This is a genomic window from Bradyrhizobium sp. LTSP885 (assembly GCF_000938305.1).
GTDB lineage: Bacteria > Pseudomonadota > Alphaproteobacteria > Rhizobiales > Xanthobacteraceae > Bradyrhizobium.
Genome location: NZ_JYMT01000010.1, coordinates 178,979 through 204,485 on the forward strand (window position 1 = coordinate 178,979; position 25,507 = coordinate 204,485).

Below are 25,507 nucleotides of genomic sequence, written 5' to 3' on the forward strand. Positions count from 1 at the left end.
TGCATGCTGATCGTGGCGGCCGTTACCTCGGGGCTTGGTATCGGAACGGCCTTGGGGCAGAACACGCTGGGCGTGCGTCACCGGATCGATATGGTGGTGTCGGCGGAGCCAAATTCGTCGATCTTCCAAAACCTGCGCGGGGCCAAGGGTACGCTCTCCCTCACGGTCAGGCTGTCGGCGAACTCCCGGGAGAGCCGGTTTTTCGGCATGCTGCATCCCTCGTTTTCCGATATCGTGGTGCCTGACCGAGTGGGGCAACCGCTGGTCAAGCAGACCAAGATCTGGGAGGAGGTCACCTGCCACCAGCGCCGAGGACTGCCGAAGGTCACGGTCACGCAGCTTGCGGGGAGGTTTGGCGAGGGCGATGACAAAATCGAGATTTCCGCGATCAATCGTCATATCGGCCTTCTGGTGCCGCCGGACGAGCTTACGCCAGGGATCAAGCTAGAACCGGGGAGCGATGATGGCGGCTCGTTCCTTGGCATCCGGGCGCAAACCCGGGACAGCCGCCTGAATGTGGATTTGAAGATTTATCCCATTGATTGTTTTTTCTAAGCGGCTTCGGTTGCCGCAAGACGTTGGGGACATGCGCATAAGCCGGCTGAATATACGTTGGTCCAGGGATCTTCCTGCGACCGCAATTCTGTTCTTTGTGGTCGCCTGCGCGCCGTTTCCATTCGGCTCCACAAACGACATTTCCATCGCTTTCTGGTGCTTGTGTCTCAGTGCCGCGTTGATCCTTGCGTCAACGCGCGCGTTGCGGACCGCACATCTGTGGTTGCTCGCCGGCATCGGCCTAATCGTCGCGGGTTACGCGTTCGTGCTGCACGAGCAGCTCTCGGATCATCCTTTCGTGGCGCCGTTCGATCCGATCTGGAAGAGAGCCTCAGAGCTGCTTCAAGTCCCGATCGCGCCGTCCGCATCGATCGTGAAGAATGAGGCGTTCTTTGCGCTGGGCGCACCGCTTGCCAACATCCTCGCGATCATCCTGGGCATCGTCCTGGGTGCCGAGCGCCAACGCGCCCGCCAAATTCTCTGGGTCATCGCGATCTCGGGTACGATTTACGCGCTATACGGCGTGCTCTCGTTTGTGATCGAGCCGACCATGATCCTGTGGCGTGACAAGACCGCCTATATCGGCAGCGTGACCGGCACCTTCATCAACCGCAATACTGCGGCAGTCTATTTTGGGTCGTGCGGGGTGGTCTGGATACTTCTGATCGTGGAAGCCATCCGCCGCCACATTCCGGAACGGCAGCTTTCGTGGAAGCGTCTTTGGCGAGACGTGTCGCAGATTCCATCACATGAGATCCTGCCGCAGCTCCTTGCGTTGCTGATTTGCTTTATGGCCATGTTTATGACGACCTCGCGTGCCGGTGTCAGCCTTTCGCTGCTCGCGATGATCGTCTCGATAACCGTATTCTTGCGGAAGGACCTGCCGCGACGGTTCGGTGTCTGGATATCGATGGGGGGGGGCGTGGTCGGCGCGATTGGGTTGTTGCAACTGCTCGGTAGTCGCGTCTCCAGCCGCTTTGATAGTCAGGGCTTGGTCGATGAGGGGCGCTTGGAGGCCTGGCAATCCACACTGCGGATCATTGCCGATCGTCCATGGTTTGGTACCGGTATGGGTACGTTCCAATGGGCCTTCCCCCCCTACCGGAGCCCTAACATCTCTATTCGAGGTGTTTGGGACCGGGCTCATTCAACTCCATTGGAGCTTGCTTCGGAAGTTGGACTACCGTTGGCTCTTTTGATCGCACTTGCTTGGGTTATAATGCTAGCCCTTCTGGCAAAGGGTATATCCCGGCGTCGGCGAAGCGTAATTGTCCCGCTCGCGGCGGCGGCAACGGCAACGTTGGCGCTGATCCATTCGTGCTTGGATTTCACCCTCCAGATCCCCGGCTATAGTATTCCATTCTTTGTGCTTTTTGGCGCAGGCTTGGCGCGGTCCTGTCTCACTTACGGCGCTGGCCCAGTGAGCCGCGGATCCCTGCCGAAGGTCTCCCTCGATAACGCGCAAGAGCGCGACTTGAAGGATAACGTGGCGCAACTCCGAATAGAAAAAAGGGTCTAATTTTGAAGCAGTTAGTTCGTTTACGAACATTTTAGGATAAGTGGACAGTTGCCGTTTATTGGGGTATTTTGTTTTTTGAACACCGCTTGACTGCGGTCTGCTTGCTTCGTGCGATGGCCGACGTCTGGAGTTTGCGATGAGCGTCAGTAGGTTTGCGCTTCTATTGGTTGCGGCTGTGGTAGCGGCCGCTGCGGTCTCATCAGGGGCCAGCGGTGCTGTCTATCCGCCGCAACGGCAGCTTGCTGCCCAGGTTATCTCCGATTTTAAAAGTTCACCGAACACATTGCTGCAGCAATATCCGGGCGGAGGCCCGCAGATGATCTCCCGAGTGCGCGACCTTGGCGCCTCTGATCCAACTACAGTTCCGGGCCTGATCGCGCTTTTGAAGGATCCCGCCACTACGACTGGCCAGATGCGCGCGGTCGTGGCGGGCCTTGCCCAACTAGCTCGTATGGCTGCGCAGACTGACCAAGCCTTCGCTAATGAAATCCAGACTTTGGTGGCCGGGACCAACAATCCAGATGTGATAGCCGCGTACCAAGCGGCAACTGGCGACGTTGCTATTGCTGCAGGTGGCGGTGGTGGTGGCGGTGGGTCTGGCGGCGGCGGTTCGACCGGAGGGGCTGGGCTTGCAACCGGCGGAAGGGGAGGGACTGCGACCGTCTTTGGTGGGTTGCATTACACTACGGCAGGTTCGAGCATATCTGGCGGTAGCGTAACCGGCGCTTCGGTTGCTCAGTCGGTTAGTCCCTAACGGAGACCAGGGTACGACCAAACGCGATTTGATCTGCAATCAAAGCAAAGTAAAGCGGCGCCACTGAGCGCCGCTTTGCGTTCAGCCGTTAAGGTTCACGTGAAATGTAACCCGACTCGCGTGATGCACTGCATCAATAGCCTTAGGCTTGCGGGCGCACTGTGCTAGTGTTGCGAGGGACATTAGGCACGAAGATTGCTGGGAAGCGCGGAGTCGCGTTGGACGGTTTGCATTAGCGGCCTCCCGGATTGATTTCAGGAATACTTAAAATGCTTAAGGTGCACAAATCGACCTCGGAGATAAATCAAGAATTCGTCGAAGTTGACAGTTCCTCATCTCAATCCCTGAGCTCCTATGTCAACATGGTCCGCCGCCAGTTTCCAACTGTGCTGGCCGTTGCGTCGGCGTGCATAATTCTGGCGCTGCTTTATCTTTTTACCGCAACGCCGGAATATACCTCGACCGCGTCGATGGTTATTGATTCCCGCAAGATCCAGCTTTTTCAGCAGCAGTCCGCGCTCGGCGACATCGCGCTAGATTCTGCAAGTGTTGAAACCCAAGTGGAGATCTTGAAGTCTGAGAATATTAGCCTCGCTGTGGTTCGCGATCTGCACCTGGTTGACGATCCCGAATTCACGGGTGGGGGTGGCGGTTTGCTTGGTGCAATCGTCGGATCGGTTGCCCGACTATTCTCATCGCCCACCCCTCAGTCTGAATACCAGCTGACGCGACGGGCTTTGGCGCGATTCGAAGGCAATAGAACTATCAAGCGGCTTGGTCAGACCTACGTCATGGAAGTTGGTTTCACGTCGCGGGACCCGGTTAAGGCGGGGATCGTCGCAAATGCTATCGCAGACGCGTATATAGTTGACCAGCTCGAAGCCAAATATCAGTCAACGCGGCGCGCCAGCGTGTGGCTGCAAGACCGCATCAAGGAGCTGAGGACACAAGCCTCTACCGCTCAAAGGGCAGTCGTCGATTTCAAGACAGCCAACAAGATCGTAGACACTGGTGGAAGACTCATGAACGAACAGCAGCTGGCCGAGGTAAACAGCCAGCTCGTTCTTACGCACGCCGGGACTGCAGAAGCTAAGGCGCGGCTCGACCGCATGAACGACATAGTCAGGCAGGAAATACCGGACGCGTCCGTCGCAGACGCTTTGAAGAACGAGACGATTGTAAAGCTCCGCGGACAATATGTCGACATGGCAGCGAAGGAGGCAATCTGGTCGGCGCGGTACGGTCGCGATCACATGGCCGCTGTCAACCTGCGCACCCAGATGACGGAGATCAAGAAGAACATCGTCGATGAGCTCAAGCGTATCCAAGAATCCTACAAGAGTGATTACGACATCGCGGTGACGCGCGAGGAGAGCATCAAGACGAGCCTGAACACGGTTGTGTCTGAATCGCAGCTAACGAACCAAGCGCAGGTGCAACTCAGAGAGTTTGAGAGCAATGCGCAATCATATCAGGCAATGTACGATAACTTCCTGCAAAAATACATGGAATCCGTGCAGCAGCAGTCTTTCCCAATAACCGAAGCGCGTGTGATCAGCGCTGCCAGTACACCATTAGTCAAGACCTACCCGAAAAGTTTCGTCGTTCTTGCGGCCAGCCTCCTGGGAGGCATCCTGTTGGGGCTGGGCGCTGCCGTTGCCCGTGAGCTGACAGACAATGTCTTTCGAACGACCTCCCAGGTTCAGGAGAAGCTGGGCGCAAATTGCCTTGCGATTCTGCCGGCTATTCTCCCGGAAGGGCAGCAACGCACGATCCTTGGAGCAAGGAGAACCGATAAGAATGTGCCTCTACTTCAGTATGTAGTGGAGCACCCCCTGTCGCGGTTTTCGGAAGCCATCCGCTCGTTAAAGGTCAGTCTGGATCTTAACTCAATCGTACGCGAGAACCGTGTCTTGGCAGTTACCTCCGCCTTGCCGAATGAGGGGAAGAGCACGGTATCAACCAATCTCGCGCAGCTGATGGCGCACGGCGGGGCTCGTGTAGTTCTTGTCGATGCTGATCTTCGCAATCCGTCGCTATCGCGCGCCCTCGCGCCGGATGCAGAAGTGGGTCTGCTGGACGTTATTGCTCAGAAGTTGCAATTAGAGGATGTACTAAAGATAGATGCGCAGACTGGGCTCGCCGTTCTACCCGTAGTCGCGACTTCGAAGCTATTGCATACCAACGAAATACTAGCGTCAAAAAGGATGCACGACCTGATTGCGACTCTGCGATCAAAGTTCGACTATGTCGTGCTGGATCTGCCTCCGATGGCGCCCGTAGTTGATGTGCGTGTCACGTCAACTTTCGTTGATACGTACATTTTGGTCGTCGAATGGGGCAAGACGAAAATGGACGTTGTGATGCACAATCTCCGTAACTCGCCCGAGATTCAAGACAAGATGTTGGGCGTGATTTTGAACAAGGCCGATACCAATCTCTTGTCGCGCTATGAATCTCATCAAGGCCGATACTATTACCAGAAATACTATTCTAGATACGGCTATCTGGAATGATATGGCCTAGGCTGCGTCACTCGATACTTCGCTTCGTACTGCTGGCGTTGGGTACGTTAGGGGTGCTTTGGTCGACGTACTTGCTGCGGGATCTTTGGTTGCAGCGAGGCATGCTTGAGGTGGCGGACCGCCTGGTCCGAGGCGACACTTTTCGGTCGCGCGATTTGGGTCCGATTCTTTTACAACTCCGGTCCGACAGAGCTGTCGATGCGCTTAGTCCGAGAATTGCGAGAGCACGGGCGGTCGTTTTTCTCTATCTTGCGGAGCTTGACGGAGTTCAAGTTAGTCCTGAAGGAAGTGATGGGAAGCTTCTGGCTTGGGATGCCGTCAATCGGTCATTATCGCTAACCCCCCAAGACGCATTTTTCTGGGTGCATCGTTATCTGCTTTGGAACGCGATCAGCGGATTTTCTTCTGAGAGTGTCGCTCTGCTTGAAGAGTCCTATAACGTGGGTCCAAGGGAGGGATGGATTGCCATCCTCCGCAATCGGCGAGCGCTGGCGGTCTTGAGCCAGATGGATGAACCCAGTCAGCAGCTCGTTGTCCTGGAGTTTGCAGCGCTGGTAGATGCAGGTCTTATTGACGCAGCTGAAGCAACCTTAACCGGAACGGGCTGGATATATCGCGAACGACTGCTTGCGTCCCTAGACAAAGTTGCGCTTCCTGCGCGCGAAGCGTTCGCAAAAACCTTGGTCGACCATGGAGTAAAGGTGCTCGTACCAGGAGTTCCGATGTCAGATCAACCTTGGCGCCGCAATTGAATGTCTATGCATTGTCCGATCTCCTACAGCAATCATCTAGTTCGAGCGTTGCTCTGTTTCGGCCTGCTTTTTGCGAGCGAGAATGCATTAGCCCAGGCTGATCCAGGAAAATTCCGATTTCAACTGCAAGAACCCGCCGAGGACGCGGGCTCGGCTGCTGTTCGTGATGCCTTTAATCGACCGTGTCTGGAATCTGTGGGTGTTGCAAGTGCGCACGTCGTGAATCCAGATTTGATCGACCATTTGGTCAAGCTAGAAAATCGTTGCTCGCGAATGCTCAAGCTAAAGATCTGCTACTTTACCGACGATCGATGTAAGACCCTCAACCTTGGTGCATATATGAAGGAAGAAGTTTTCCTCGGGGCGATGATGAAGGTGACACGGTTCAAGTTCTACATTTTTCAAAAGTGATTGGTAGTTGCCCTGTCGCTGGCGAGCCGCGTCCGAGATGCCGAGGTAGATCGATATGAAGAGAGAGATGCTGGCAAATAACGTCGCAAGTGCGGGCAGCATCTTTTGGCGGATTATTGGTCAATTGCTTTTGCCGCCAATTCTGCTTGCTTTGTGGGGGCCTGATCGGTACGGCGAGTGGATTTTTATATCCTCTCTTCCAACGCTGCTTGCCGTTGCTGATCTGGGATTTGCTGACGCCGCTGCTTCGCAAATGACTATGGAGATCGCCAAAGGACAGCAGTTCGAAGCGGCGCGGATATTTCAGACCATCCTGGCGATGACCATCGTCTTATGCGTTGGCCTGATCGTTGCCGCAGTCCCGCTGCTCTATCTCGATCACTTTGAAATAGGGCGTGTTCAGCTGGACTCCGACGCCCTTTCAGCGACGTTCCTTATCGTCTGTTATTCCTCTCAATTGATACTCTCGAAGCTATTTCTCGCGTGCCTGCGGGCGGGTCGGCACTACGCCGAATCCACCCTGATCTATGATGCCATTCAGTTTCTTGAAGGCTTGGTCGTCCTCTGGGCGGCCTACGCTGGCAAGACGTTTTTTGTTTGTGCGCTTCTCTATGTCTGTATCCGAACCGTGATTGTAGCGTATCTCGTCTTGCTGATCGTGTGGCGGATGAGATGGCTGCCTTGGGGGCTTGGAGCGTTTGAGTGGGGCACTTTCCGCAGATTGCTCGCTCCGGCTCTCGCCGCCATGGCTATGCCGATTGCGCTTGCCATGAACTTTCAGGGTATGATCTGGATCGCGGGCAGCGCGATAGGTCCAGCGGCTGCCGCCATCCTTGCCACCGTGCGCACCGCAAGCCGTGTAGTGGTTCAGTTGGTCGGAATATTCAGCCGGGCCGCCATGCCGATCTATTCTGCCAGCGTCGCCGTCAATAATGAGCGCTCCCGTGAAATGATCGACCGCATTATGCGTGCACTGCTCGTGTTTCTCCTGCTTCCAGGTTGTGCCGTTTTTGGCTTGTTCGGAAGGCAGCTGGTGGAGCTCTGGACACATGGCCATGTCAATCCTGCGCCGCTGTTCGTCTGGTTGATTGCCATTGGCGCGCTGTTTCATGGCTGCTGGGCGTTCTCGGCGAACCTGTTGGTGTCGATCAACAGGCATGTCAGGTTCGGGTTTGCTCTGGCTGTCATCACTTGCGTGTTTATCCCGATTGCATGGCCTGCGGCCAAGCTGTTCGGTCTGGAGGGGATCGCTGTTACTCTAATAGGACTTGAGCTGGCCACGCTGGCGGCTTTTGTTGCGCTAAGTGGTCAACCCAATCGGGTTCGCTATCAATTGTGGCCGTTGGTTCGATAGTTGATAGTATCATCTGACCAGATCGAGCTGACGGGGCTCGCGCCTGACACCGTTATCGTGGGCGGAGGGGCGGTCGGGCTGTTGGCGGCCGTATATCTGGCGTCCCAGGGCGTAAGAGTTCTCGTGCTCGAGGCTGGCCCAGAGCAACTAGACCAGTCTTCGCAGTCGATTTTCCACGCCGCGGTGTCCCGTGGCCGCAAGCATTCGGGCTTGCACCAGGGGCGTTTCCGCGCGCTCGGCGGAACGACAAATTTCTGGGGCGGGCAGCTGGTTCGTTTCGACCGGACCGTATTCGCCGCGCGACCGTGGCTGGGCGATGCCGCTTGGCCGATCAATCTGGAAGATATCGAGCCATTCTACGCCGAGTGCGAAACGCTGCTGGGTCTGCCTGGCGAGCTAAACGACGATCGCACAGTGATAAGGAGGCTGCAAACTCCCTCGGAACACTGCGACGCTGATCTCGAATACTTCTTCACACGTTGGCTGACCGAGAAAAACTTTCGATACCGCTTCGCCCGGTCTCTCGAAAGCAATCCGAACATAACCGTGATCACCGATGCGCCGGTGACAAGCTTGAGGATGCATTCCGGCAAGGCTGATGTCGCCGCCGTTACAATTGGCCTTGGTCCGAAGGCAGTCGATGTTCCTGCCCGTCACGTTGTCCTGGCCAACGGAACGGTCGAGCTGGTGCGCCTGCTGCTGCATCAAACGACGGATGGCGAGGCACCGCCGTGGGCTGGCAATCGGTGGCTGGGGCATGGCTTCATGGACCATCTGGAGGGCACTATCGCGAGCATCGTGCCTCTCGACAAAAAGCTGTTCCGGAACTTGTTCGATAACGTCTTCCTGCAGGGAATGAAACTTCAGCCGCGCCTGAAAATATCTGAGCAGCGCCAACTCAGGGACGAACTGCTCGGCGCGGCCATCCACGTTAAATTCGAGGCGCAGGAGCATGTGCAGAATGCCAAGATATTCCTGGCCGGCCTACTAAAAGGACGTCTGTCCAATCCCAAAAAGATCACGTCCGAGATCTGGGCTGCTGCACGTCTCGGAGTGCCGATGGCCTGGCACTATCTGGTCAACCAGCGAATCTGGTCGCCGATGAATGGCAACATCCAGCTGCGTGTCATGCTTGAGCAAGTTCCCTTGGCGGACAGCACGATCAAGCTCTCGGAAGCGCTGGACAAATATGGAATGCGCGTCGCTGAGTTGACGTGGGCGGTCTCAGGCGAAGTCGAAGTCAGGACTATTCAGGCCGCTGCGGCGCTGGCGAAGCAATATTTCGAGAGTCGCGGAATTGCTCAAGTCACCATTCCGGATCAGGTCTTGGCCGGTGGCCCCGAGCTGCTTGCCTCGTTCGTGGACACGTTCCATCACATGGGCGGAGCTCGAATGGGCACTTCCGAATCCAACGGCGTGGTTGACCCGATAGGCCGCGTCTTCGGTTGCAATAACCTCTATGTCATGGGCGCCGCCGTATTCCCCGCATCTGGCTTTGCCAACCCGACTTTCACGGCCATGGCGCTGGCGCTTCGCACCGCCGAGGTGATCAGGCAGCAGGTACAGCAATGACTTCCACGACGGGCGGAACAGGACGAGCACTGGAGCAGATCGGCTTTGGATGCTCGCACATAACGGGTGGGTTCGAGGCACGCACAAATGTGCGCCTGCTGCGGCGAGCCTATGATCTCGGGCTAAGGCACTTCGACACCGCCCCGATGTACGGCCACGGTACGTCTGAGGAAGTCCTGGGCGCCGCCTTTCGGGGCGAGCGGCACAATGTGGTCATCGCGACCAAGGTCGGCATTCCGCATGGCGAGCTGAACCCGAGGAGGCAACTGCTTCGCCTGATTGCCACCCCGCTTCGTCGATGGACCCCGGGCCTGTCGAAACTGGCGGCCAGGCGGATTTATTCAGCGCCGGCCCAGACGGACTTCTCGCCCTCATTCGTCGATCGATCGATTGAGAAGTCACTGAAGAAGCTGCAAACCGATTACATCGATCTGCTGCTGCTTCACGAAGTCCGGCCGGCTGATATCTCTCAGGAACTGCTTGCCAAGCTGCAGGCGCTGGTCCGGGAGGGAAAGGTGCGCCGGCTCGGTATTGGGACCAGCATCGAAAGCATGAAGCACATCAGGGAGGCGGGCCTTGAGTTCGAGGTCTATCAGCGGCCCTGGTCGGTCTTCGTGCCGGATGAGGAGTTATTCGCTGATCGATATCAAATATTTCATGGAAGCATTCTTGGTGCGATGCGAGCCGTCGGCGAGAAGCTTCGTGGGGACGCAGAGTCCCGGAAGCGGCTGGAGGGTCTCTGCGGGCTCGAAATCCGATCTTCCGACGATATCGCCAAAGTTCTGCTGTTGGCTGCGATTTCGGCGAACCCCCGGGGGCTGGTTCTGTTCAGCTCGCGGAGCAAGCACAGGGTCACGTCCTATCTGAAGTTTGCGCAAGGCGCGGGCACCGGGCCTGATCTGCTGCGCGCGCTTCGAAGCTGGCTTGGCGTGTCGGACATCGTGCCGTCGCGCGGTGCAGCTTCCCGTTTAGAAACTGAAAATCAAGAAGTTGACGATGGTTGAAAACGCAAGCAACGGGCCGCCAGCCTACGACCGCATTTATGTTTACGCCGCGCGTGACCCGATCCATTATTCGGGGTCACCCTACTACTTCATGCAGAATCTGCGCGAGGTGATCGGGGATTGCGACGGTTCGATCATCCGGCCGATTCCCCTCAAAAGAATCAGTGAAATCCCGTTCACCTATCTGCGCTGGGGGCTCAAAACCGGGACTTTTGAAAAGTCCGCGTTCTTCTTTTCGAATGAGTATCACGAGGCCAGTGTTCGGGGCGTGCCGATCAGCATCTCGAAGGACACCGGGATCATCAGTTTCACCAGTTTGATGGCGCGCTCGTTGTGGCGCGCGATCGACGACGTCGATGATTGCCGCCTGTACGTCTATCGAGACGCCACATACATCCAGCTCCTTGAGCAGTTCAAATACGCGCGGACGTTAACGGCGGGAGGCCGGCAAGAGCTGATCGAGAACGAAACCAGATTGTACGCGCGGGCGCGCCGCGTGTTCGTCTACGATCAGGTGATCCGAGGTGTTCTGGTCGAGCGGTACGGCGTGGACGAGAAAAAGATCTACGTGACGGGGCGTGGACTGAACATGTCGCGGCCAGATTTTGAACTCGCCTGCAGGATGCGGGAAGCTCGCCGCGCGCGGTCCGATGACCGAATTGTCTTGACTATCGTCGGTCGGGACGCCGTGCGGAAGGGGGTTTTGCAGATCATCGAGGCCATCGATACGCTTTCCGCTGCCGAGCAAGGCCGGATCCGGTTGCGTGTTGTCGGTCCCGATCGGAGCTTGATCCCCGCCCGCGGTTATGTCGAGGCACTCGGCTTCGTGTCGAGCAAGCGCAAGCTGCTGGAGATCCTCGCGAGCACGGATGTCGGCGTGCTGATGTCGTCGGCGGAGGGAGGTGTCCCCGGCAGTCTTCGGGAGTTTACCTGCCTCGGCATCCCCTGCTGGGTCGCCTGGCTTCCACAATATGAAGGTGGGTTGAACGAGCAGCTGGTTTTCAAGGAGCAGTTTCCGCTCGAGAAGAGGAACATGGCGCAGACGCTGCGAGATATTCTGTCGCATTCGATGGACGACCTTGTCCGGAAGGGAATGGCGGGTTTTGGGTACGTCGGATGGCGGGATCAAGCGGCCGCGGTTTACGGATACATGCAACTCGACCGGTGATGGGACGAGCCTTGAGTTCGCCCGCGGCGTCGATCCAGAGATGCGCGGGACGCCGGCGACTTCAATTGCACCCTATAGAAGCGCGTTGCAGGAAGCGCGTAAACGGTTTCCGCTTCGACATCGCTAACGAACGTCCGAATAGGCCAGTTCGAGATTGTCTCGACACAGCTGCGAGTCGAAATCCCGCCGTTTGCGAAACTCGGCCATTCGACCATGCATTGCAACGAGCTCGGCGAACTGCTCGATCACACGGTAGTCCCGACCCGCATAGTCGTCGACCAGGAGCCTGGTTGCGGTATCGATCCGCAACAGGCTCTCAAGCGCGCAGGCAATCCGGAACCGGCCGTCAACCAGGATCAGGTCGGGTATTTCCGTGAGCACCTTCCACGGTGCCTGCGGCAAGCTCTTCCACCGCGCGATCCTTGCCGGCGTGGGGTGGTCAAAGATCGGATAACCCCAGTCCCTTGTTGCTCCGATTTGCGGCGTCAGGATCGAGATCTCGGCGTCCGTCTTGGGCAGCGCCGCTTGCACGGTTCTGGCGAAGATCGCGTCCGGCTCGACGCTGACCAATCGAGCTACGTGCTTGGCGGCCATTATTGTCGAGCCTCCGCTGCCGTATTCGAGATAAATCCGGCTGCTGCTTATGGCGGTGGTGAAGAACTCGAGGCCACCCTGGTCAAAATCAGCAACGGAGCTAACTGAATAACCAACGAGATGCTTCCGCAGGACATAGCGGCCAGCGCGATAGAAATAGTGAAGCGGATTCAATTTGCTCTGGCGTTCCACGACTTCGGACCTAGGTTGTCAGGGCAGACAATGGTTCTTCTCAAGCGTGCGTCCTAATCACCGTTCGACAACAACGCCGGTACTTGACCATCTCACATCGGCATAGGCCGGCTCGATCGCATTTGACAAAGCCGTTGGCCGGCGCACAATGGTCTTCAATTATTTCACTTTCAACCTAGGTTAGTATTTTTATGCAGGTATCTCTACTAAAAAGGATGTTGCCGTCACCGATCCTCAGATTGGCTGGAAGTATTCGTGCATCCTACCGTCATTGGTACCTCAGTCGTCTCCCGCCTGCCGAGGCTTTTGATGCGGTGTACCGTGGGCAGATGTGGAAGCAGTCCGAATCTCTCTCCGGGCCGGGGAGCAGCGGAATCTGGGCGGTCGAATTCAGGCGAATAGTTTCCAATCTGGTTGCAGCGAACGCTATCCGGTCGATAGCGGATATCGGATGTGGCGACTTCATGGTCGGAGCGGAGCTCGCACCCCTTGTGAGCTCGATGATCGGAATCGACGTCTCAAAGTTCATAATCGAGCGAAATAGAACCACTTACGATTATCTGCCAAATGTCAGCTTTGAGGTAGGCAATATTTGCGAGAGCAAACTTCCCGCCGTCGAGCTCATCCTTGTGCGTCAGGTCCTGCAGCACCTTTCGAATGCTCAGGTCGAATTGGCGCTGAAGAATATCGAAGCAAGCGGAGCAAAATACGCGATAATCGCTGAACACGTGATGCGTCCGCAGAAGATGACAACACCAAATCTCGACCTTGCGTCTCACTCGGTTCGTACGAGAGTCGCCATGGGATCCGGTGTGGTCATCACCGCTGCACCGTTCTCCAGAAGCGCCGAATTGCTGGAGTTGGTTGAACCCGACCCCTCGACAATGGCCGAGCCGGGTTCTGTACTCGCCGTATATCTCATGAGGCTGCAAAAGGATTAGTCTATTTGGATATTGAGTATTGCGCGGACGAGCGCCCCGCTGATTAGCGGAATTGGAGCCAAGTATCTTCCAGTTTGTTCGGGAGTGACATTCCTGAGATGGCCTTGATCCAGAGACGGCTACTGCGGCAAGCGTCGAGCTCGGTCTCATTCGTTACACTCTGGAATGTTGCGCTTCAGAAAGGCGGAAAGCTCCTTTAAGCCGTCTATCGTTGGATGAATATCATCTCGATAAAAATCACGAGACCAATGCGGGTTTTCGGCAAGACTTAGTACCGTGGTTCGATAGGATTGGAGCTTTGGGGCATAGGCTTCCAGGTTACTTTTTCGGAGAGTATCGCTCTGAATTTCCGCTCTATCCGGATACAAGACGATCGTGAGGGGGCCGCTATACGTAGACCGCATATTGCGGAGTTCTGTGGCCCAGTCGTCATCGGTGGATTTCGACTTTGTATTATCTTCGTGAAAGAAATATTTTGAAGTCAAGTACCATAAGCCGCTTATCGGGCGATGAGTTGGATGAGTGAGTTCTGATGACCAGACCGACGCGCTACCGAAGTCGCCCGAGTTCAGGATCAGAACGACTCGATTGATGTCGCTCAGTAGACGGTCGTGGATGCGAAGATATCTGAGTTCGTTCAGGAGAGCCCAACTTCCCGCAGACGCAGGCCAGACGTCAGGACATTCCCGGTTGAGCAGCGGGCCGAGCCTTTGGTCTTGAGGTATGAGATTTCCTCCCAGAACAATGCTGTCGCCGACCAGCAGGATATTGCGAGCCGACTTGGAGGGATCATAGAGCTTGGCAACGCCCATACTAAGGTCGTTAAAAGCCCAATCGTTTCTGTTCAAATACGAGCCGTGTTGGTTCGGCGCTAGCAAATAGCCCAGTTCTTTGCTGTTGCTGTAAAGCGGAAATTCCAAGAGACCAAATTGGCGAATTAGCACCTCGACCGAGAGAAGGACCCCGACGGCAGCTGCGCATACTCCGCCTAAAAAACGAAATCGCATATGTTTCGGCCCTGGACGTACAGGTGGAGGTGAACGGACAATTGGTGCGCTCTATTGAGCCTTCTCCGAAGCCATCGATGGCGACGCAGCGGATTGATCGGGGCGTAATCTTCCGTCCGGGACTGGCTTTGCGGCCGTTCGTCCCGAGAACCTGATCTTGTCAAACATGATCGCCAACGCCACTGTCGCCGTCGCGAACACGATCAGGTTGGCCGGAAAGGCGATACTCCGTAGCACGTCCATATGCAGGATGTAGTCATGGATCAAATATATCTGCAGCGTAAGGCCGGCCAAGAGGGCTATCATTCCACCAAAATTTTCAATGATCACTCTGTTCACGGTTGGATGGCGTGCCGCGCGGAATGCGAAGACGAGAAAAGCGGCTGCCGGCACGCGATCGATAATCTGCAACTGAAATGGAACGAAGCGGCCAAGCGATGCGACGAACAGGTAATACGCCGCGGCTGAAAGCAGTAAGAAAACTATGTCGTAATTGCTGCCGAACGTTTTGCTCTGATAACGAGCCATATAAACCCCAAGTGCCATTGTTCCGAAATAGTAGATCATGCGGAGAGGCACAACAACCGAGGTCTGCACATTAAAGTTCTCGGTGATCCATGCAGTCTTCTCGGCGAATATCGAAAAAAGCAAAATGTACACGATGCTGATGACTACAAAGAGGTAGATGTATTCTCTCTTTGTTTTCAAGCGCGACATGACGAAATAGATAGGGAGATAGAAGGCCATAATTGCAGGCAAAAACCAATAGACCTTGGATACGATGTACAACCAAAAGAAATCCGAAAGGGTGTGTATCTGGAAATGGCCGACGAGCACCAGGAAAGTGACGACCACAAACAGTGGCTCATAAATCCGAGCCAATCGCCGCTTTAACCATTGCCAAAGCGGCTCAGCTTTTTTGTCAAAGCTCAGGAAAAGTCCGTAACCCGAAACGAAAAAGAACAGCTCGTTTCCAAACATGCCGCCCGTGCCGAGCTGGGGGATTGGATAAAACTCATCCAAATGCGAATTGACTACCAGCAAAATCGCCGCAGCTTTCAATATGTCCAGACTAGTATCGTTCGATTTGATGAGTGTCATTTCTCCGGGCCTTGGCTAAGCGAAATATCGTGAGCCGAACCGTGCAATTGTAATTAATTCGGAATGAATGCGCGAACCCCGTATACGTTCATGGTATACGGAAGATTGAGCTTATGACTAGCGGCGTTCATGATCACGTAGAAGTTCTGTTTCCTGGCGATCTCCGGCACTGATTCACCTTTGGCGACGTACTGGATCTTATCGTCGTGCCAGAAGGTGATCGTCAGGGTCTTTGGGTCGAACCCAGCCGCAAACTTATGACGGTGTGAACGATCTATCCTTTGATTGTAGAGATCAGGATTGCTCCGTACCCGCGTATAATTGGGCCAGGTCCCTGACCATGAGATAGCGGTACCCATGGGGCCGGGTGCGAATCCTCCCTCATCAACATCTATCTCGATCCAGCGTTCAAAGCCACGCTCGTCAGGTTGATAACTGTCGTCAAGTCGCTGGTTGTGCTCGATCGGCATCAACCAAACAGCAGGAAAATGATCGTGATCGTTGTCGGACAACGATACCTCGAACTCAACGAAAAATCCGTCAGTGCCTCGAAGAAGGGGCAACGCGCCTGGGGTCATGGTTCTCGGAACGGTCGCTAGCGCGCCACCGAAAGATATCGAGAGCGATCCGTCAGCATTGTCCGTGTAAAGCGACTTTGGAGGAACTGCTTTGTCCCACCACACCCCGTTGTAGAGCTTGGCAGAGTCTCCTCTGCCGTCCATCGATATGTCAGAAACGTTTGGACAGATATTGAAAGCTAATCTTGTGAACCCAAGCTTGGTCGCCCCCTCCGGCAACGGTCCGTCATTACAGGCCCAAGCTTGAGCGATCAAAGCGAAGGTCGAGACAACCAAACCGCAAAGAATGCTGCGCACTATTCTTCCGGAGAGAGGGCAAAGAAGAGTATGGCGTCCGGCGGGTTGCATCGAGTGGGAAGTCGCGTTGCTGTTCTTTGCGCGCTTCATTGTTCGGGCGAGGTACTGATGGGATGCCGCTCAATACGAGGCAAGGCTGCGCTCACACGGAAGGGGACCTTGTGATTTGCGTCGGTCCTCCGCGCAGCTGGGCCCTTGGACAGCGTTCCAGATGCTTTGGACGCTATCACGAGTATGAGGAGCGAAAATGGATTGCCGACCGCGATGAGGTATCGATTGAATACGGACTGGAACATCGCGAACAGCAAAGTATAGAACGCGAATCGATGAAAGGCGCTGCCATTCGCCTGGTAGCGATAACAATGCAGGAGAATGTGCAGAAAAGCGATCAGGACCGCCGCTGTAAGGAAGATGCCCGACTCCACGGCGACGTTGATGTACGAGTTTTCGGTTGGAAATCCCATGTTGCCGGGCGTTGCAGATCTCAGGCCGCTTCCGATAAATATTTGCCAGCTTCGGTCAGAGATGTACCCAATCCCGCGAGCCCAGATGCCGAAGCGTCCCGTCCCTCCCGATTCAAGACCGCGCTCTTTCGAATTGAGGTCCAACATTTCGGAGGCATAGGACACGATGCTGTCCCAATAAACAAAAGACAGTAGGAGGAGCGCCACTCCAATTAGGATTACATAAGCGACGGAGCGCCGACCCGAGAGGACCTGCGTCAGGACGTACACCGCAAGCGTAAGCAGCACGGCCAAAAGGCCGCCGCGAGCCGACGCCACGAGCATCACGGCAAGGCAGAGACCTACAATAAGTGATGTTAGCAGATGATTGAAGCGCCACTTCAGCAAGTTGGAATTTGCGGCCATGATGATGAACCCGCCGTAGACAAACCCGGCAAGATTCGGATGCATCCCGAACGGAGCCTCGCGGAGTTCCCAGCGCCTGAGCGCACCTGGCGTCAGTCCCGCGATTAACCTGTCCCCAAAGACCACAACAACGATCGCCAATATTGCGACGGTTGAGACGCGGACGCACATGATCAATTCTTCGGCCGTTGCGCGTTGCGCGATGATCATGACGGACAGGTAGGTAATCAGGAAGATCGTCGTGTGCATCAACGAGTAGCTGTCTTGGGAAATAGCAATCGCAATATAGGATAGAGGTACCGATAACAGCATGATCACGTCGATCGGAGTGATGTCCATGGCGCGATTCGGGGAGGCGAGAAAAAACATCGCCGCCGATGCCACGAAAAGCATTACCCCGAGCGCCTGGAATACAATTGCATTCGCGTCATCGTTTGAAAACATCAGGACAACGGCCGATGTGCAAAAGACAAGGTGTCGGACGCCAAACCGCGTTTGGCCTCCAAGGCGTCGGCGTCCCATTTCGAACGATGTGGCGCGCGGATGCAGCATCCGTCGCGAGTTGATCGATGATCCGATTGAGTTGTTCTCAGTCATGTTCGTCGACAAATGACCTCGGACGGGCTTTCCCGTCGAAAATGTGATCGAATATTCCTAGCAGATATTCGACCCCTGCGCGCTGGGTAAGATGATTGTCGGCCCATTCAGCTCTGGCTTTTCTGCAGTGGGCGTCGAGCAAGCCGTCACCGATAATCTCGTCAACTGCGCTTGCGACACCGGCTCCTGAAATCTTATCAACGACCAGTCCCCGCGTGCGATCGGCGAGGCACATTGACGCTCCCACCTTATAAGAACACACGACGGCAGTGCCGGCCATCAGCCCTTCGCTGACTACGGCTCCCCACCCGTCGTCCATCGTGATGGACGGCAGAACGAGGATGTCCGTATTAGATAGCAAATAGGGGACTTCGGCCATCTTGATCGCGCCAAGATGATGGAGATTGGCATGTGTCCGCTGGGCATCCTCGACGCGAGAGGACCAGGTTCCAAACCCTGCGACGTAGAACTCCGCCTTGCTCCTGACCTCGTCAATTGCGCTCAAAAACAGGTGAATCCCTTTCAGCTCCTCCAAGCGGCCCAGGAACGTGACCACCGGCTTACCGCTCGCCATCACGCTGAAGCTTGCTCCAGACAAGGCTTGCCTGCCCAGGAAGTAGGCGAACGGAAAGACGCGCGTTGCCGGATATCCAGTTAACCGAAACCACTTCGGACCATGAGCCCCGATGGCGAGGATGAAGTTGGCATGCCGGCGCAGCGGGGCTTCGGCCAGCCACGAGTGGCCCAGGCGCACAAGCCCTCGCACTCCCTCGAGAACTCGGGGTTCGTGCAGAATGCCGAACCGGCGCTGATGCTTAATGACAGCGCGCAACCCGTTTACGATACACGGCACCCAATGCATTCCCGAGAAGATATGGATCGAATCCGGTGGCGATTGTGCTACGATTGTCTCGATTTCTCCTGGGGTCGGAGCGAGTGTTACGGGCAGATCGCCACCACCGTCGGCGTCCCAACCTTCTAGTCGGCGATGTTCGCCCAGACTTGCCTGGGCAATATAGTTTGCACCCGATATTCTTGGGTGGACAAGCAACTCCCGAAACAGCGGCAGTTTGTGCGGAGACGTTTCCGGCTCCCAGAGAAAAACGTGATATTTCTGCGGCATGACATTACCAGGACCGACGCGCGAGACAGAACACGCCTACCGAAAGCAGGAAGCCTCGCGGCCGGCCTCAGCGTATTCTGTGGCTTTGGTTCATTGTACCACAATGTATGATCATAGGCGCAAACCGGCCGTATCGGATGATTAACGGGCGGTCGACTCCTGGACGATGCGTTGGATGAGAAGGCTAGTTGGCCGGTCGGTTCGGGAGTGCTCGTGTTGCGTCTCCCGATGCAAGACCGGAAGAGGTCGATGAATGAGTCGCGAATCTCAGAATGAAGAATCCCGTGGGCGGCCAAGCTTTTCCCTGCGGCATAGATTGTTTCGGGCCCTTTGGAACGTGACCTGGATTGCCCTTGCAGCCTGGACGCCTCCACCGCTTCATCCTTGGCGCCGGCTCATCTTGAGAGCCTTTGGCGCCAAGGTGTGTCGGCTGAGTGACGTGAGGGGATCGGCAAGGGTCTGGTATCCACCAAATCTGACGTTGGGTGAAGGTGCGCTGATCGGACCGAAGGTCATTTGCTACAATATGGCACCGATAGAGCTCGAGAGATTTGCGCTGGTCTCACAGGGGGCTCATCTTTGCGCAGGCAATCACGATATCGATGATCCGGATTTCAAGCTTTTTTCCAGGCCCATTGTCTTGCGCGAGTATAGCTGGGTCGCTGCGGATGCTTTCGTGGCTCCAGGGGTAGCGGTGGGAGCTGGAGCCGTGTTGGGGGCGAGGGCCGTAGCCTTTCGTGATCTTGAGCCATGGACGCTCTACATAGGCAATCCCGCGCAAGCAAAGCGCAAAAGAAAAGGGCATCTGCAGAATGACCGCTCCGCCTGAGAACGCCGCGACGGCGCGGCCTGCCGGATCGAAGCGAAAGATCAGAGTCCTTCAGGTCACGCCGACCTTCTATCCGGAAGTCGGGGGCATCGAAACGGTAATCGAGGAGTTGACCGCTCATCTTGGCCACTACGATATCGAGTCAGAAATTGCGCATCTTTCGTTGGCAAACAAAACCCTTCAAAAGGAAATCCACGCCGGCAGGTGTGTCTGGAGGGTCCCGTTAATTGGGAGTCGGCTGATAGGGCTGGCACCACAACTTCGAAAGATCTCGGAGGATTTCGATCTTCTCCATGTCCATGACCCGCAACTGGCGGCGATAACGGCCAGCGTAATGCTATTCGGCCGGGCTAAACCTGCGGTCCTAAGTACGCATGGAGGCTATTATCACACGAGCCAGCTTGGCCTTGCGAAAGCGATCCATGAGAAGATTCTGATGCGTCCGGCCTTGAAGCGATACGGGAAAGTATTGGCGAGCAGCGCGGCCGACTACGCGTGGTTCAAGAACTATTCGACACGTGTGAGTCTTTGTTCAAACGGAGTTAACATCGAGCGATTTCAGTTACCCAGTAAAACTTTGCTCAATGCGAACAGGTGGATCTATTGGGGGCGTCTGTCCCGCAACAAGCGGCTGGATCGAGTAATCGCGTGCGTGGCGCAAGCCCGAAAGGCGGGGGCCGCGGTAGATCTCTGCATTTGCGGCCCCGACTTCGACGGTTTGCAGCAGGAACTGAAGCGACAGATCGTTGATGCGGGACTGACGAAATGCGTCGAACTCAAGCCCTTCTTGTCAATCGAAGCGCTCCGAGATGAACTCGCCTCAAGAGCGGTATTTATCACCGCCAGCGAACATGAAGGGTTTGGTCTATCGATCGTAGAGGCGATGGCCGCGGGCTGCCTGATCATTTGTCGCGATATGGATCCCTTAAACAGGTTCGTGCGTGACGGTGAAAATGGTCTGTTTCTGGATTTCGACGGAGGAGTCCAGGATGAGGCGCGGCTCGCAAGGTTCTTAGCGATGGGCGAGAGCACGGTTGTCGACGCTTCGAAAGCTAGCGAGAAGCGTGCCGCTTCCTACAGCTGGCAAACAGCCGTTGTTCCCTTCGTGGACGCATATCATCAAGCTCTCGACTGAGCGGACTGCATCATTCGAGAGACTGGGTCCGTCATAATACTATAACTCAAACCGCTTTAGTGCGGTCGAGGAGGGGCGAGATTTCGGAATATTGGAATAATGCCCCTGAGTTGCCCGACGTGTCAAGTTGCCTTGTCGAACGCCGGTAGCCGCCGGCTACTTTGCATGGGGTTGTTTTCGATATTTTGGCAGCGCGCGCCCGCGGCGGGGAGTTCCTTCGCCATCAACCGCGTTTGCGTGGAGATCATGCTTAAACAAGGAGCTGAAGCGCGATGATAATTCAACCTGATCTCATCGCACTTTAGAGCGGAAGTGGAGAGTCGGCGTCGAGGGCCGTTGGGCTCGATACGGGAATTTTGTAGCGGCCCGAAGCGCGGCTGGGGGCCTATAACTCAAACCCGTGCGCCTCTTTCAGCTCGCGCTTGAATTCTTCAATCCCGGAACGGGCAATCAACTTGCGGGCTTCGATGATCTTTAGGTCGACGAGATATCGGTACCAGAGTGTCTGGAAGAGATTGAACGAGAGGCCCGCCGTTCCGTCCAGAAAGCCCAGCCGGAAAACGTAGCGATAGAGGAAAAGCGCGAAGGCACGATAGAGGAGCGGAGCCCGGTTATAGAGCGACTGCTTCTTGAAGCGCTTCGCCTTTGCCTCTCCCGTGGTCGCCAGGGAATCGTCTTCTCGATAAAATCGATGTTCGGCATTCAGAAAATCGATCATTTCGCGGATCGCGTAGCGATTGTGCTTGTCGATCCAGAAGCTGACATCCTTCCTGTTGTCGTCGATCAGCGCCCCGGGAAGTTGGGCAATCTCGCCATGGGAAACGACGGTGTGCTCGTCCATCCAGCGGCTTTCAATTCGTCCCAAATTCGTTCGCCAGATCTTGAGCAGGTGCTGCGGCGATACTCCTCCATGCCGAATGATGCGCCCCGCAAACGTGATGTATCGGGTGACGGCTGCCCCGGTGACGGTTTTCGGGAACATTGGAAGCTGGGTGGCAATCGCGGCGGCCAGTTGAGGATCGATGTACTCGTCGGCGTCGATGCGCATTGTCCAGTCAGACACGATCCCGCAATTGTCCAAAGCCCAATTGAATTGGTCTGCGTAATTGTGAAACGCGCGTTGGTATACTTCAGCGCCGGCGGCTTTCGCTAGTTCCACCGTTTCGTCCGAGGAAAACGAGTCAACGACGACGACTCGAGATACAGAAGCGCGAAGACTTTCAATGCATCGAGCTATGTGCAGCTTTTCGTTCTTGGTGAGGATGATAGCTGTGAGCAGGGAATCCTTCATGTCGATACTGCAAGATACCTTTATTGCTTTCGTGGAGCACGGGAGCGCATCCAGGGTGCGCTGGACCAAAGTGCGAATCCCGGCTCATGAGTCAGATTCATGCCTGCCGTCCTTACACGCGGGCTCTCAGCGATTTACCACATGAATATGAGAACCGGCGACGGCACGGTGAGCAAGCGATCAGGATCAGGGGTCTCCTCACTGTTACGTCAGTGGGACTTAGAGCGCAGGAATTCTCGCACCGCAGTAAGCGCGAGTATGCGCACGTCGAGCGCCAGGCTCCAATTGTTGATGTACCACAAGTCATGCTCCACCCGCTTCTCCATCAGCTCGAGGGCGCGGGTCTCTCCGCGGTAACCATTCACTTGTGCCCAGCCGGTGATGCCGGGCTTGACGTGATGGCGGAAAGCGTAGGTGCCGATCAGTTGTTCGTATTCCGAGTTGTGGGCAGCGGCGTGGGGGCGGGGGCCGACCAGAGACATGTCGCCCTTCAGCACGTTGAAGATCTGCGGCAGCTCGTCGATCGAGGTCTTGCGCAGCCACTTGCCGACCATGGTCACCCGGGGATCATCGCGGCTCGCCTGCACAATCTTTGGCCCATCATCAAGCACGCTCATTGAACGGAACTTGAAGATGCGGAATGCGCGGCCGTTGAAGCCGTTTCGGGTCTGACGGAAGAAGATCGGCCCGCGCGAGGTGCATACGATGAATAGCGCTGCGATCAGCATGACTGGCGCGAACACGATCAGTGCGAGCGATGCACCCACGATGTCGAGCATGCGCTTAAGCGCGCACTCCTTCCAGCTCAGCGGCGCGCGGCGGAGCTCGGCGGTCCAGGTGTTGCCGGCGCTGGCCAGCGGATATCGCAGAAAGCGCGAGACGTTTGCGTCGGGGATCAGATGCACCGGAATCGGCAGGACCTTCAACCCGTCCAGGATGCTGTCGATGGCGTGCCGCCGGCTCCAGTCCATCAGGAGGAACACGTCCTCCACCTTGTTCTCACGCGTGTAGGCGATCAAATCCTCAAAATGGGCGTTGATCCGCGACATCAGCAACGGGGAGCTGAGGTCCTTGGCTCGGATCTCAAGCGTGTGCATGACGCGGTAGCCGTGTTGGCACAGCTCCATCAATGCAGCCGACGAGGCCGCCAACCCGAACTCGGCGATCACCACCACCCGGCCATTGGCAAACACGCCGGAGCGCAGGGCGCTCTCCGTCCAGCGCGACGTGACCGCCTTCCAGGTCAGCAGCGCGGCTAGTCCAACGAGGTAGAACGAGATCATGGTGCCGCGGGAAAACTCATCACTCACCTTCATGGTGAAGGCGATCGCCAGCAGCGCGGCAAACACGCCGGTCCAGGTCGTTAGCGTGATGCGCCACTGCCGGGGCAGGTTGGTGATGTTCTTCAGCCGATAGCCGTGCTGGACCGTGATCAGCAGCCCAAAATTGATCGCGACGAGCAGACTGGCAGCTACATCGACGTCGACTTTGCCGACCGTTCCGGCAGACAACAGGTGATATACTACTGCGCAGCCGGTGCCACAGGCCAAGATGAAGAGGCCATCCGCAGCAATCATGAGCTGTTCGACGGCCGCCGGGCGCAGCCAGCTCGGTCCAGAATGGGAAGGCGGGGTGGTCGGTCCGCCCCCAGTACGCACGTCAGGGCCGGGATCGAGACGTGGATCAGAGCGATACGATACAATAGTCATGGTTCTGAAAGGTCCCAGACCTCAAAAAATTAAAGCATTATCCGCGATGTACTTGAGAAAATGACGTTCAGAACAATGACGGTTAGAACAATGATTGGGGAGAAATAATCTTAGGCCTGTTACTGTATCGCGATAGCCCCACAACCTCAACTGGCGAGTTGCTCGCCAATATTTCAGGACATTGCAAGTGGCTCGAAGAAGGTCGCGGCGAATGGCAAGGCGCGGGTCCCGCAAGCCGCTGCTTGTTGTCCTTGCTGCCTCGGTGGTGGCCGGTCTGGCAATCCTCGGCCTGCGTCCCGACGGCGGGGACGTGACAAGAGACGCCAAGCCGGCAGCGCAATTGAGCCTTATCGTGGACGGCGCGTTGGGAGCGCGCTTCGCGGGCGAAATGATCGCCCAGAAGCAGGGTTTTCTGCCTTCCAGCATCTCGTTGCTCGCGGACCCGGATGACCCTGATTTCGTGGCGAGCGTCGCACGTGAACATGCCATTGGCGTGACGTCCAGCCAGAAGTTCCTGCTAGCGGCCTGGCGCGGTATCCCGGTGACGGCGTTCGGTGCGAGCCTAATTGATACGTCCACTGTGATTTTCACCCTGGAAAGCTCGGGCCTGCGTCGCCCGGCGGATTTGGCGGGCAAGCGGGTTGGCTACCGGAAGGGTAGCGATGGAGATGTGATTTTCGATGCCATGATGGCCCAGCTTGGTCTCCCCCGGAGCCAAATTGAGAAGGTACCCGGCCGTGACACGTTCGAGGCCCTGCAGAAGGGCGAGGTGGACGCGATCATCGCGGCTGTTGACCAAGAGCCTCGACCGTCGGACCCGGGCTATGTACGGCTGAACGTGATCAAGCCCCAGGAATATGCCATCCATGTCCCTGGATTGGTCTATTTCGCTCGTTCCGACCTGGTTCATGATCGTCCCTCTGCCGTCGCGCAAGTCCTCGAAGGACTCATCAAGGGCTGGCAGTTCGTCTATTCCGACTATGCACGTAGCGTGCCTGTTCTCGTCGGATTTGATCCGCGAAATCTCAATCCAGACCGTGTGAGATTTGAGCTTCAGCAGCAGCGAAGTCTGGTCCTGCCGACGGGCGGGCGCATTGCCGACTACGACGAAAGCCGCTGGAGGACACTCCGGGATATCCTCATCTTCGCCAAGCTGGGCGAGGAGACCGTCCCCTTAACTCAGTCGGTCAACTACCAGCTGTTGCGGGACGTTTACCGGCGTACGCCTGATCTGGGGGCTCCAGGAGCTTGGAACGGAGAGAACTAGGGCGAAGAAGCCACACTCCCGCGCTATGTCAACCGAAGTTTCAATTTCGCGGGACGAACAAGTTGCCTTCATCAGGGCCGGCTTGGTAGTCTGCTTCGGCCATTGGTCTGAATTTATGGGTGATTGGCGGATCTCGTTTGCGGCTGGCCATGCTTTGTTCGGAGCCGCGCAAATCATTGATAGGTCGGTCAGGGCAGGGGAGCTTTTCGGATGTTCAAGACGTGCGCGCAGGTTGGTTTCCTGATCTTGGCTGCTTCCGTGGGGCTGGCGAATAGCGCGAGTGCCGCAATGCAAGTGCCTGTGAGCTCGGCCATTCTGGCCGGCGAAAATCGGGCCACGCCGATCACGTTCTGGGCCCAACCC

The 25,507-nt window shown here is 56.3% G+C and carries 20 protein-coding genes; 12 read left to right on the forward strand and 8 right to left on the reverse strand.

Annotation, left to right across the window (positions count from 1 at the left end; all coding sequences use genetic code 11):
* Nucleotides 1-3: 3 nt before the first annotated feature.
* From UP09_RS07150 to UP09_RS07185, 9 genes are all read left to right on the forward strand, one after another.
* On the forward strand, nucleotides 4-555 hold the full coding sequence (locus tag UP09_RS07150; RefSeq protein ID WP_156164488.1) for a hypothetical protein: 552 nt from the start codon (nucleotides 4-6) through the stop codon (nucleotides 553-555).
* Between the two features lie 31 nt (nucleotides 556-586).
* Nucleotides 587-2,074, forward strand: coding sequence for an O-antigen ligase family protein (locus UP09_RS07155; protein ID WP_082070023.1), 1,488 nt, complete (start codon nucleotides 587-589; stop codon nucleotides 2,072-2,074).
* A gap of 1,023 nt (nucleotides 2,075-3,097) precedes the next feature.
* Entirely contained in the window at nucleotides 3,098-5,344 is a 2,247-nt protein-coding gene (locus UP09_RS07160) for a polysaccharide biosynthesis tyrosine autokinase (RefSeq protein ID WP_044537362.1), read from the forward strand.
* A 110-nt stretch (nucleotides 5,345-5,454) separates the two neighbouring features.
* On the forward strand, nucleotides 5,455-6,105 hold the full coding sequence (locus tag UP09_RS07165) for a hypothetical protein (RefSeq protein ID WP_156164489.1): 651 nt from the start codon (nucleotides 5,455-5,457) through the stop codon (nucleotides 6,103-6,105).
* Nucleotides 6,106-6,516, forward strand: coding sequence for a hypothetical protein (locus UP09_RS37470; RefSeq protein ID WP_156164490.1), 411 nt, complete (start codon nucleotides 6,106-6,108; stop codon nucleotides 6,514-6,516).
* A gap of 55 nt (nucleotides 6,517-6,571) precedes the next feature.
* Nucleotides 6,572-7,870 (forward strand): lipopolysaccharide biosynthesis protein, encoded by a 1,299-nt coding sequence (locus tag UP09_RS07170; protein WP_044537364.1) that lies wholly within the window; start codon nucleotides 6,572-6,574, stop codon nucleotides 7,868-7,870.
* Nucleotides 7,871-7,927: 57 nt separating this feature from the next.
* Nucleotides 7,928-9,442, forward strand: coding sequence for an FAD-dependent oxidoreductase (locus UP09_RS07175; RefSeq protein ID WP_245301795.1), 1,515 nt, complete (start codon nucleotides 7,928-7,930; stop codon nucleotides 9,440-9,442).
* Nucleotides 9,439-10,446: an aldo/keto reductase gene (locus tag UP09_RS07180; RefSeq protein WP_044537366.1), complete on the forward strand. Its 1,008-nt coding sequence runs from the start codon at nucleotides 9,439-9,441 to the stop codon at nucleotides 10,444-10,446. Before UP09_RS07175 ends, UP09_RS07180 begins: the two co-directional genes overlap by 4 nt.
* Nucleotides 10,439-11,614 carry a glycosyltransferase gene (locus UP09_RS07185; protein WP_044537367.1) on the forward strand — a complete coding sequence of 392 codons (1,176 nt, stop codon included), beginning with the start codon at nucleotides 10,439-10,441 and terminating at the stop codon, nucleotides 11,612-11,614. The genes UP09_RS07180 and UP09_RS07185 overlap by 8 nt, the downstream gene beginning before the upstream one ends.
* 123 nt (nucleotides 11,615-11,737) lie before the next feature.
* Here the strand turns inward: UP09_RS07185 and UP09_RS07190 are convergent, their stop codons facing one another.
* A complete protein-coding gene (locus UP09_RS07190) occupies nucleotides 11,738-12,400 on the reverse strand; it encodes a KH domain-containing protein (protein WP_052832992.1) in 663 nt (220 codons plus the stop codon).
* A gap of 329 nt (nucleotides 12,401-12,729) precedes the next feature.
* Here UP09_RS07190 and UP09_RS38415 point away from each other — a divergent pair, with 329 nt between their 5' ends.
* Nucleotides 12,730-13,341, forward strand: a complete 612-nt coding sequence (locus UP09_RS38415) for a class I SAM-dependent methyltransferase (RefSeq protein ID WP_044537368.1) — start codon at nucleotides 12,730-12,732, stop codon at nucleotides 13,339-13,341.
* 146 nt (nucleotides 13,342-13,487) lie between these two features.
* On the opposite strand, the gene UP09_RS07200 is transcribed toward UP09_RS38415, so the two are convergent.
* From UP09_RS07200 to UP09_RS07220, 5 genes are all read right to left on the reverse strand, one after another.
* On the reverse strand, nucleotides 13,488-14,348 hold the full coding sequence (locus tag UP09_RS07200; protein WP_044537369.1) for a hypothetical protein: 861 nt from the start codon (nucleotides 14,346-14,348) through the stop codon (nucleotides 13,488-13,490).
* A 51-nt stretch (nucleotides 14,349-14,399) separates the two neighbouring features.
* Nucleotides 14,400-15,449: an acyltransferase family protein gene (locus UP09_RS07205; RefSeq protein WP_044537370.1), complete on the reverse strand. Its 1,050-nt coding sequence runs from the start codon at nucleotides 15,447-15,449 to the stop codon at nucleotides 14,400-14,402.
* A 53-nt stretch (nucleotides 15,450-15,502) separates the two neighbouring features.
* Nucleotides 15,503-16,324, reverse strand: a complete 822-nt coding sequence (locus tag UP09_RS07210) for a hypothetical protein (RefSeq protein WP_156164491.1) — start codon at nucleotides 16,322-16,324, stop codon at nucleotides 15,503-15,505.
* Nucleotides 16,325-16,410: 86 nt separating this feature from the next.
* Nucleotides 16,411-17,637 carry an O-antigen ligase family protein gene (locus tag UP09_RS07215; RefSeq protein WP_044537372.1) on the reverse strand — a complete coding sequence of 409 codons (1,227 nt, stop codon included), beginning with the start codon at nucleotides 17,635-17,637 and terminating at the stop codon, nucleotides 16,411-16,413.
* 145 nt (nucleotides 17,638-17,782) lie between these two features.
* Complete coding sequence (locus UP09_RS07220; protein ID WP_082070016.1) at nucleotides 17,783-18,913, reverse strand: glycosyltransferase family 4 protein; 1,131 nt, start codon at nucleotides 18,911-18,913, stop codon at nucleotides 17,783-17,785.
* Between the two features lie 812 nt (nucleotides 18,914-19,725).
* On the opposite strand from UP09_RS07220, the gene UP09_RS07230 reads away from it, so the two are divergent.
* Nucleotides 19,726-20,877 carry a glycosyltransferase family 4 protein gene (locus tag UP09_RS07230; RefSeq protein ID WP_044537375.1) on the forward strand — a complete coding sequence of 384 codons (1,152 nt, stop codon included), beginning with the start codon at nucleotides 19,726-19,728 and terminating at the stop codon, nucleotides 20,875-20,877.
* A 385-nt stretch (nucleotides 20,878-21,262) separates the two neighbouring features.
* Here UP09_RS07230 and UP09_RS07235 read toward each other — a convergent pair whose 3' ends face one another.
* Both UP09_RS07235 and UP09_RS07240 read right to left on the reverse strand, forming a co-directional pair.
* Complete coding sequence (locus UP09_RS07235; RefSeq protein WP_044537376.1) at nucleotides 21,263-22,168, reverse strand: glycosyltransferase family 2 protein; 906 nt, start codon at nucleotides 22,166-22,168, stop codon at nucleotides 21,263-21,265.
* Nucleotides 22,169-22,377: 209 nt separating this feature from the next.
* Nucleotides 22,378-23,745 (reverse strand): undecaprenyl-phosphate glucose phosphotransferase, encoded by a 1,368-nt coding sequence (locus UP09_RS07240; RefSeq protein ID WP_044537377.1) that lies wholly within the window; start codon nucleotides 23,743-23,745, stop codon nucleotides 22,378-22,380.
* A 343-nt stretch (nucleotides 23,746-24,088) separates the two neighbouring features.
* On the opposite strand from UP09_RS07240, the gene UP09_RS07245 reads away from it, so the two are divergent.
* A complete protein-coding gene (locus tag UP09_RS07245; protein ID WP_082070017.1) occupies nucleotides 24,089-25,144 on the forward strand; it encodes an ABC transporter substrate-binding protein in 1,056 nt (351 codons plus the stop codon).
* The last annotated feature ends 363 nt before the right edge of the window (nucleotides 25,145-25,507 follow it).

Excerpts from the sequence above, each read along its gene's own strand:
- UP09_RS07150 (WP_156164488.1), top strand. The coding sequence starts at position 4 with ATGCTGATCGTGGCGGCCGTTACCTCGGGGCTTGGTATCGGAACGGCC.
- UP09_RS07155 (WP_082070023.1), top strand. The coding sequence starts at position 587 with ATGCGCATAAGCCGGCTGAATATACGTTGGTCCAGGGATCTTCCTGCG.
- UP09_RS07160 (WP_044537362.1), top strand. The coding sequence starts at position 3,098 with ATGCTTAAGGTGCACAAATCGACCTCGGAGATAAATCAAGAATTCGTC.
- UP09_RS07165 (WP_156164489.1), top strand. The coding sequence starts at position 5,455 with ATGCTTGAGGTGGCGGACCGCCTGGTCCGAGGCGACACTTTTCGGTCG.
- UP09_RS37470 (WP_156164490.1), top strand. The coding sequence starts at position 6,106 with ATGTCTATGCATTGTCCGATCTCCTACAGCAATCATCTAGTTCGAGCG.
- UP09_RS07170 (WP_044537364.1), top strand. The coding sequence starts at position 6,572 with ATGAAGAGAGAGATGCTGGCAAATAACGTCGCAAGTGCGGGCAGCATC.
- UP09_RS07180 (WP_044537366.1), top strand. The coding sequence starts at position 9,439 with ATGACTTCCACGACGGGCGGAACAGGACGAGCACTGGAGCAGATCGGC.
- UP09_RS07185 (WP_044537367.1), top strand. The coding sequence starts at position 10,439 with ATGGTTGAAAACGCAAGCAACGGGCCGCCAGCCTACGACCGCATTTAT.
- UP09_RS38415 (WP_044537368.1), top strand. The coding sequence starts at position 12,730 with ATGTGGAAGCAGTCCGAATCTCTCTCCGGGCCGGGGAGCAGCGGAATC.
- UP09_RS07200 (WP_044537369.1), bottom strand. The coding sequence starts at position 14,348 with ATGCGATTTCGTTTTTTAGGCGGAGTATGCGCAGCTGCCGTCGGGGTC.
- UP09_RS07205 (WP_044537370.1), bottom strand. The coding sequence starts at position 15,449 with ATGACACTCATCAAATCGAACGATACTAGTCTGGACATATTGAAAGCT.
- UP09_RS07215 (WP_044537372.1), bottom strand. The coding sequence starts at position 17,637 with ATGTTTTCAAACGATGACGCGAATGCAATTGTATTCCAGGCGCTCGGG.
- UP09_RS07220 (WP_082070016.1), bottom strand. The coding sequence starts at position 18,913 with ATGCCGCAGAAATATCACGTTTTTCTCTGGGAGCCGGAAACGTCTCCG.
- UP09_RS07230 (WP_044537375.1), top strand. The coding sequence starts at position 19,726 with ATGACCGCTCCGCCTGAGAACGCCGCGACGGCGCGGCCTGCCGGATCG.
- UP09_RS07235 (WP_044537376.1), bottom strand. The coding sequence starts at position 22,168 with ATGAAGGATTCCCTGCTCACAGCTATCATCCTCACCAAGAACGAAAAG.
- UP09_RS07240 (WP_044537377.1), bottom strand. The coding sequence starts at position 23,745 with ATGATTGCTGCGGATGGCCTCTTCATCTTGGCCTGTGGCACCGGCTGC.
- UP09_RS07245 (WP_082070017.1), top strand. The coding sequence starts at position 24,089 with ATGGCAAGGCGCGGGTCCCGCAAGCCGCTGCTTGTTGTCCTTGCTGCC.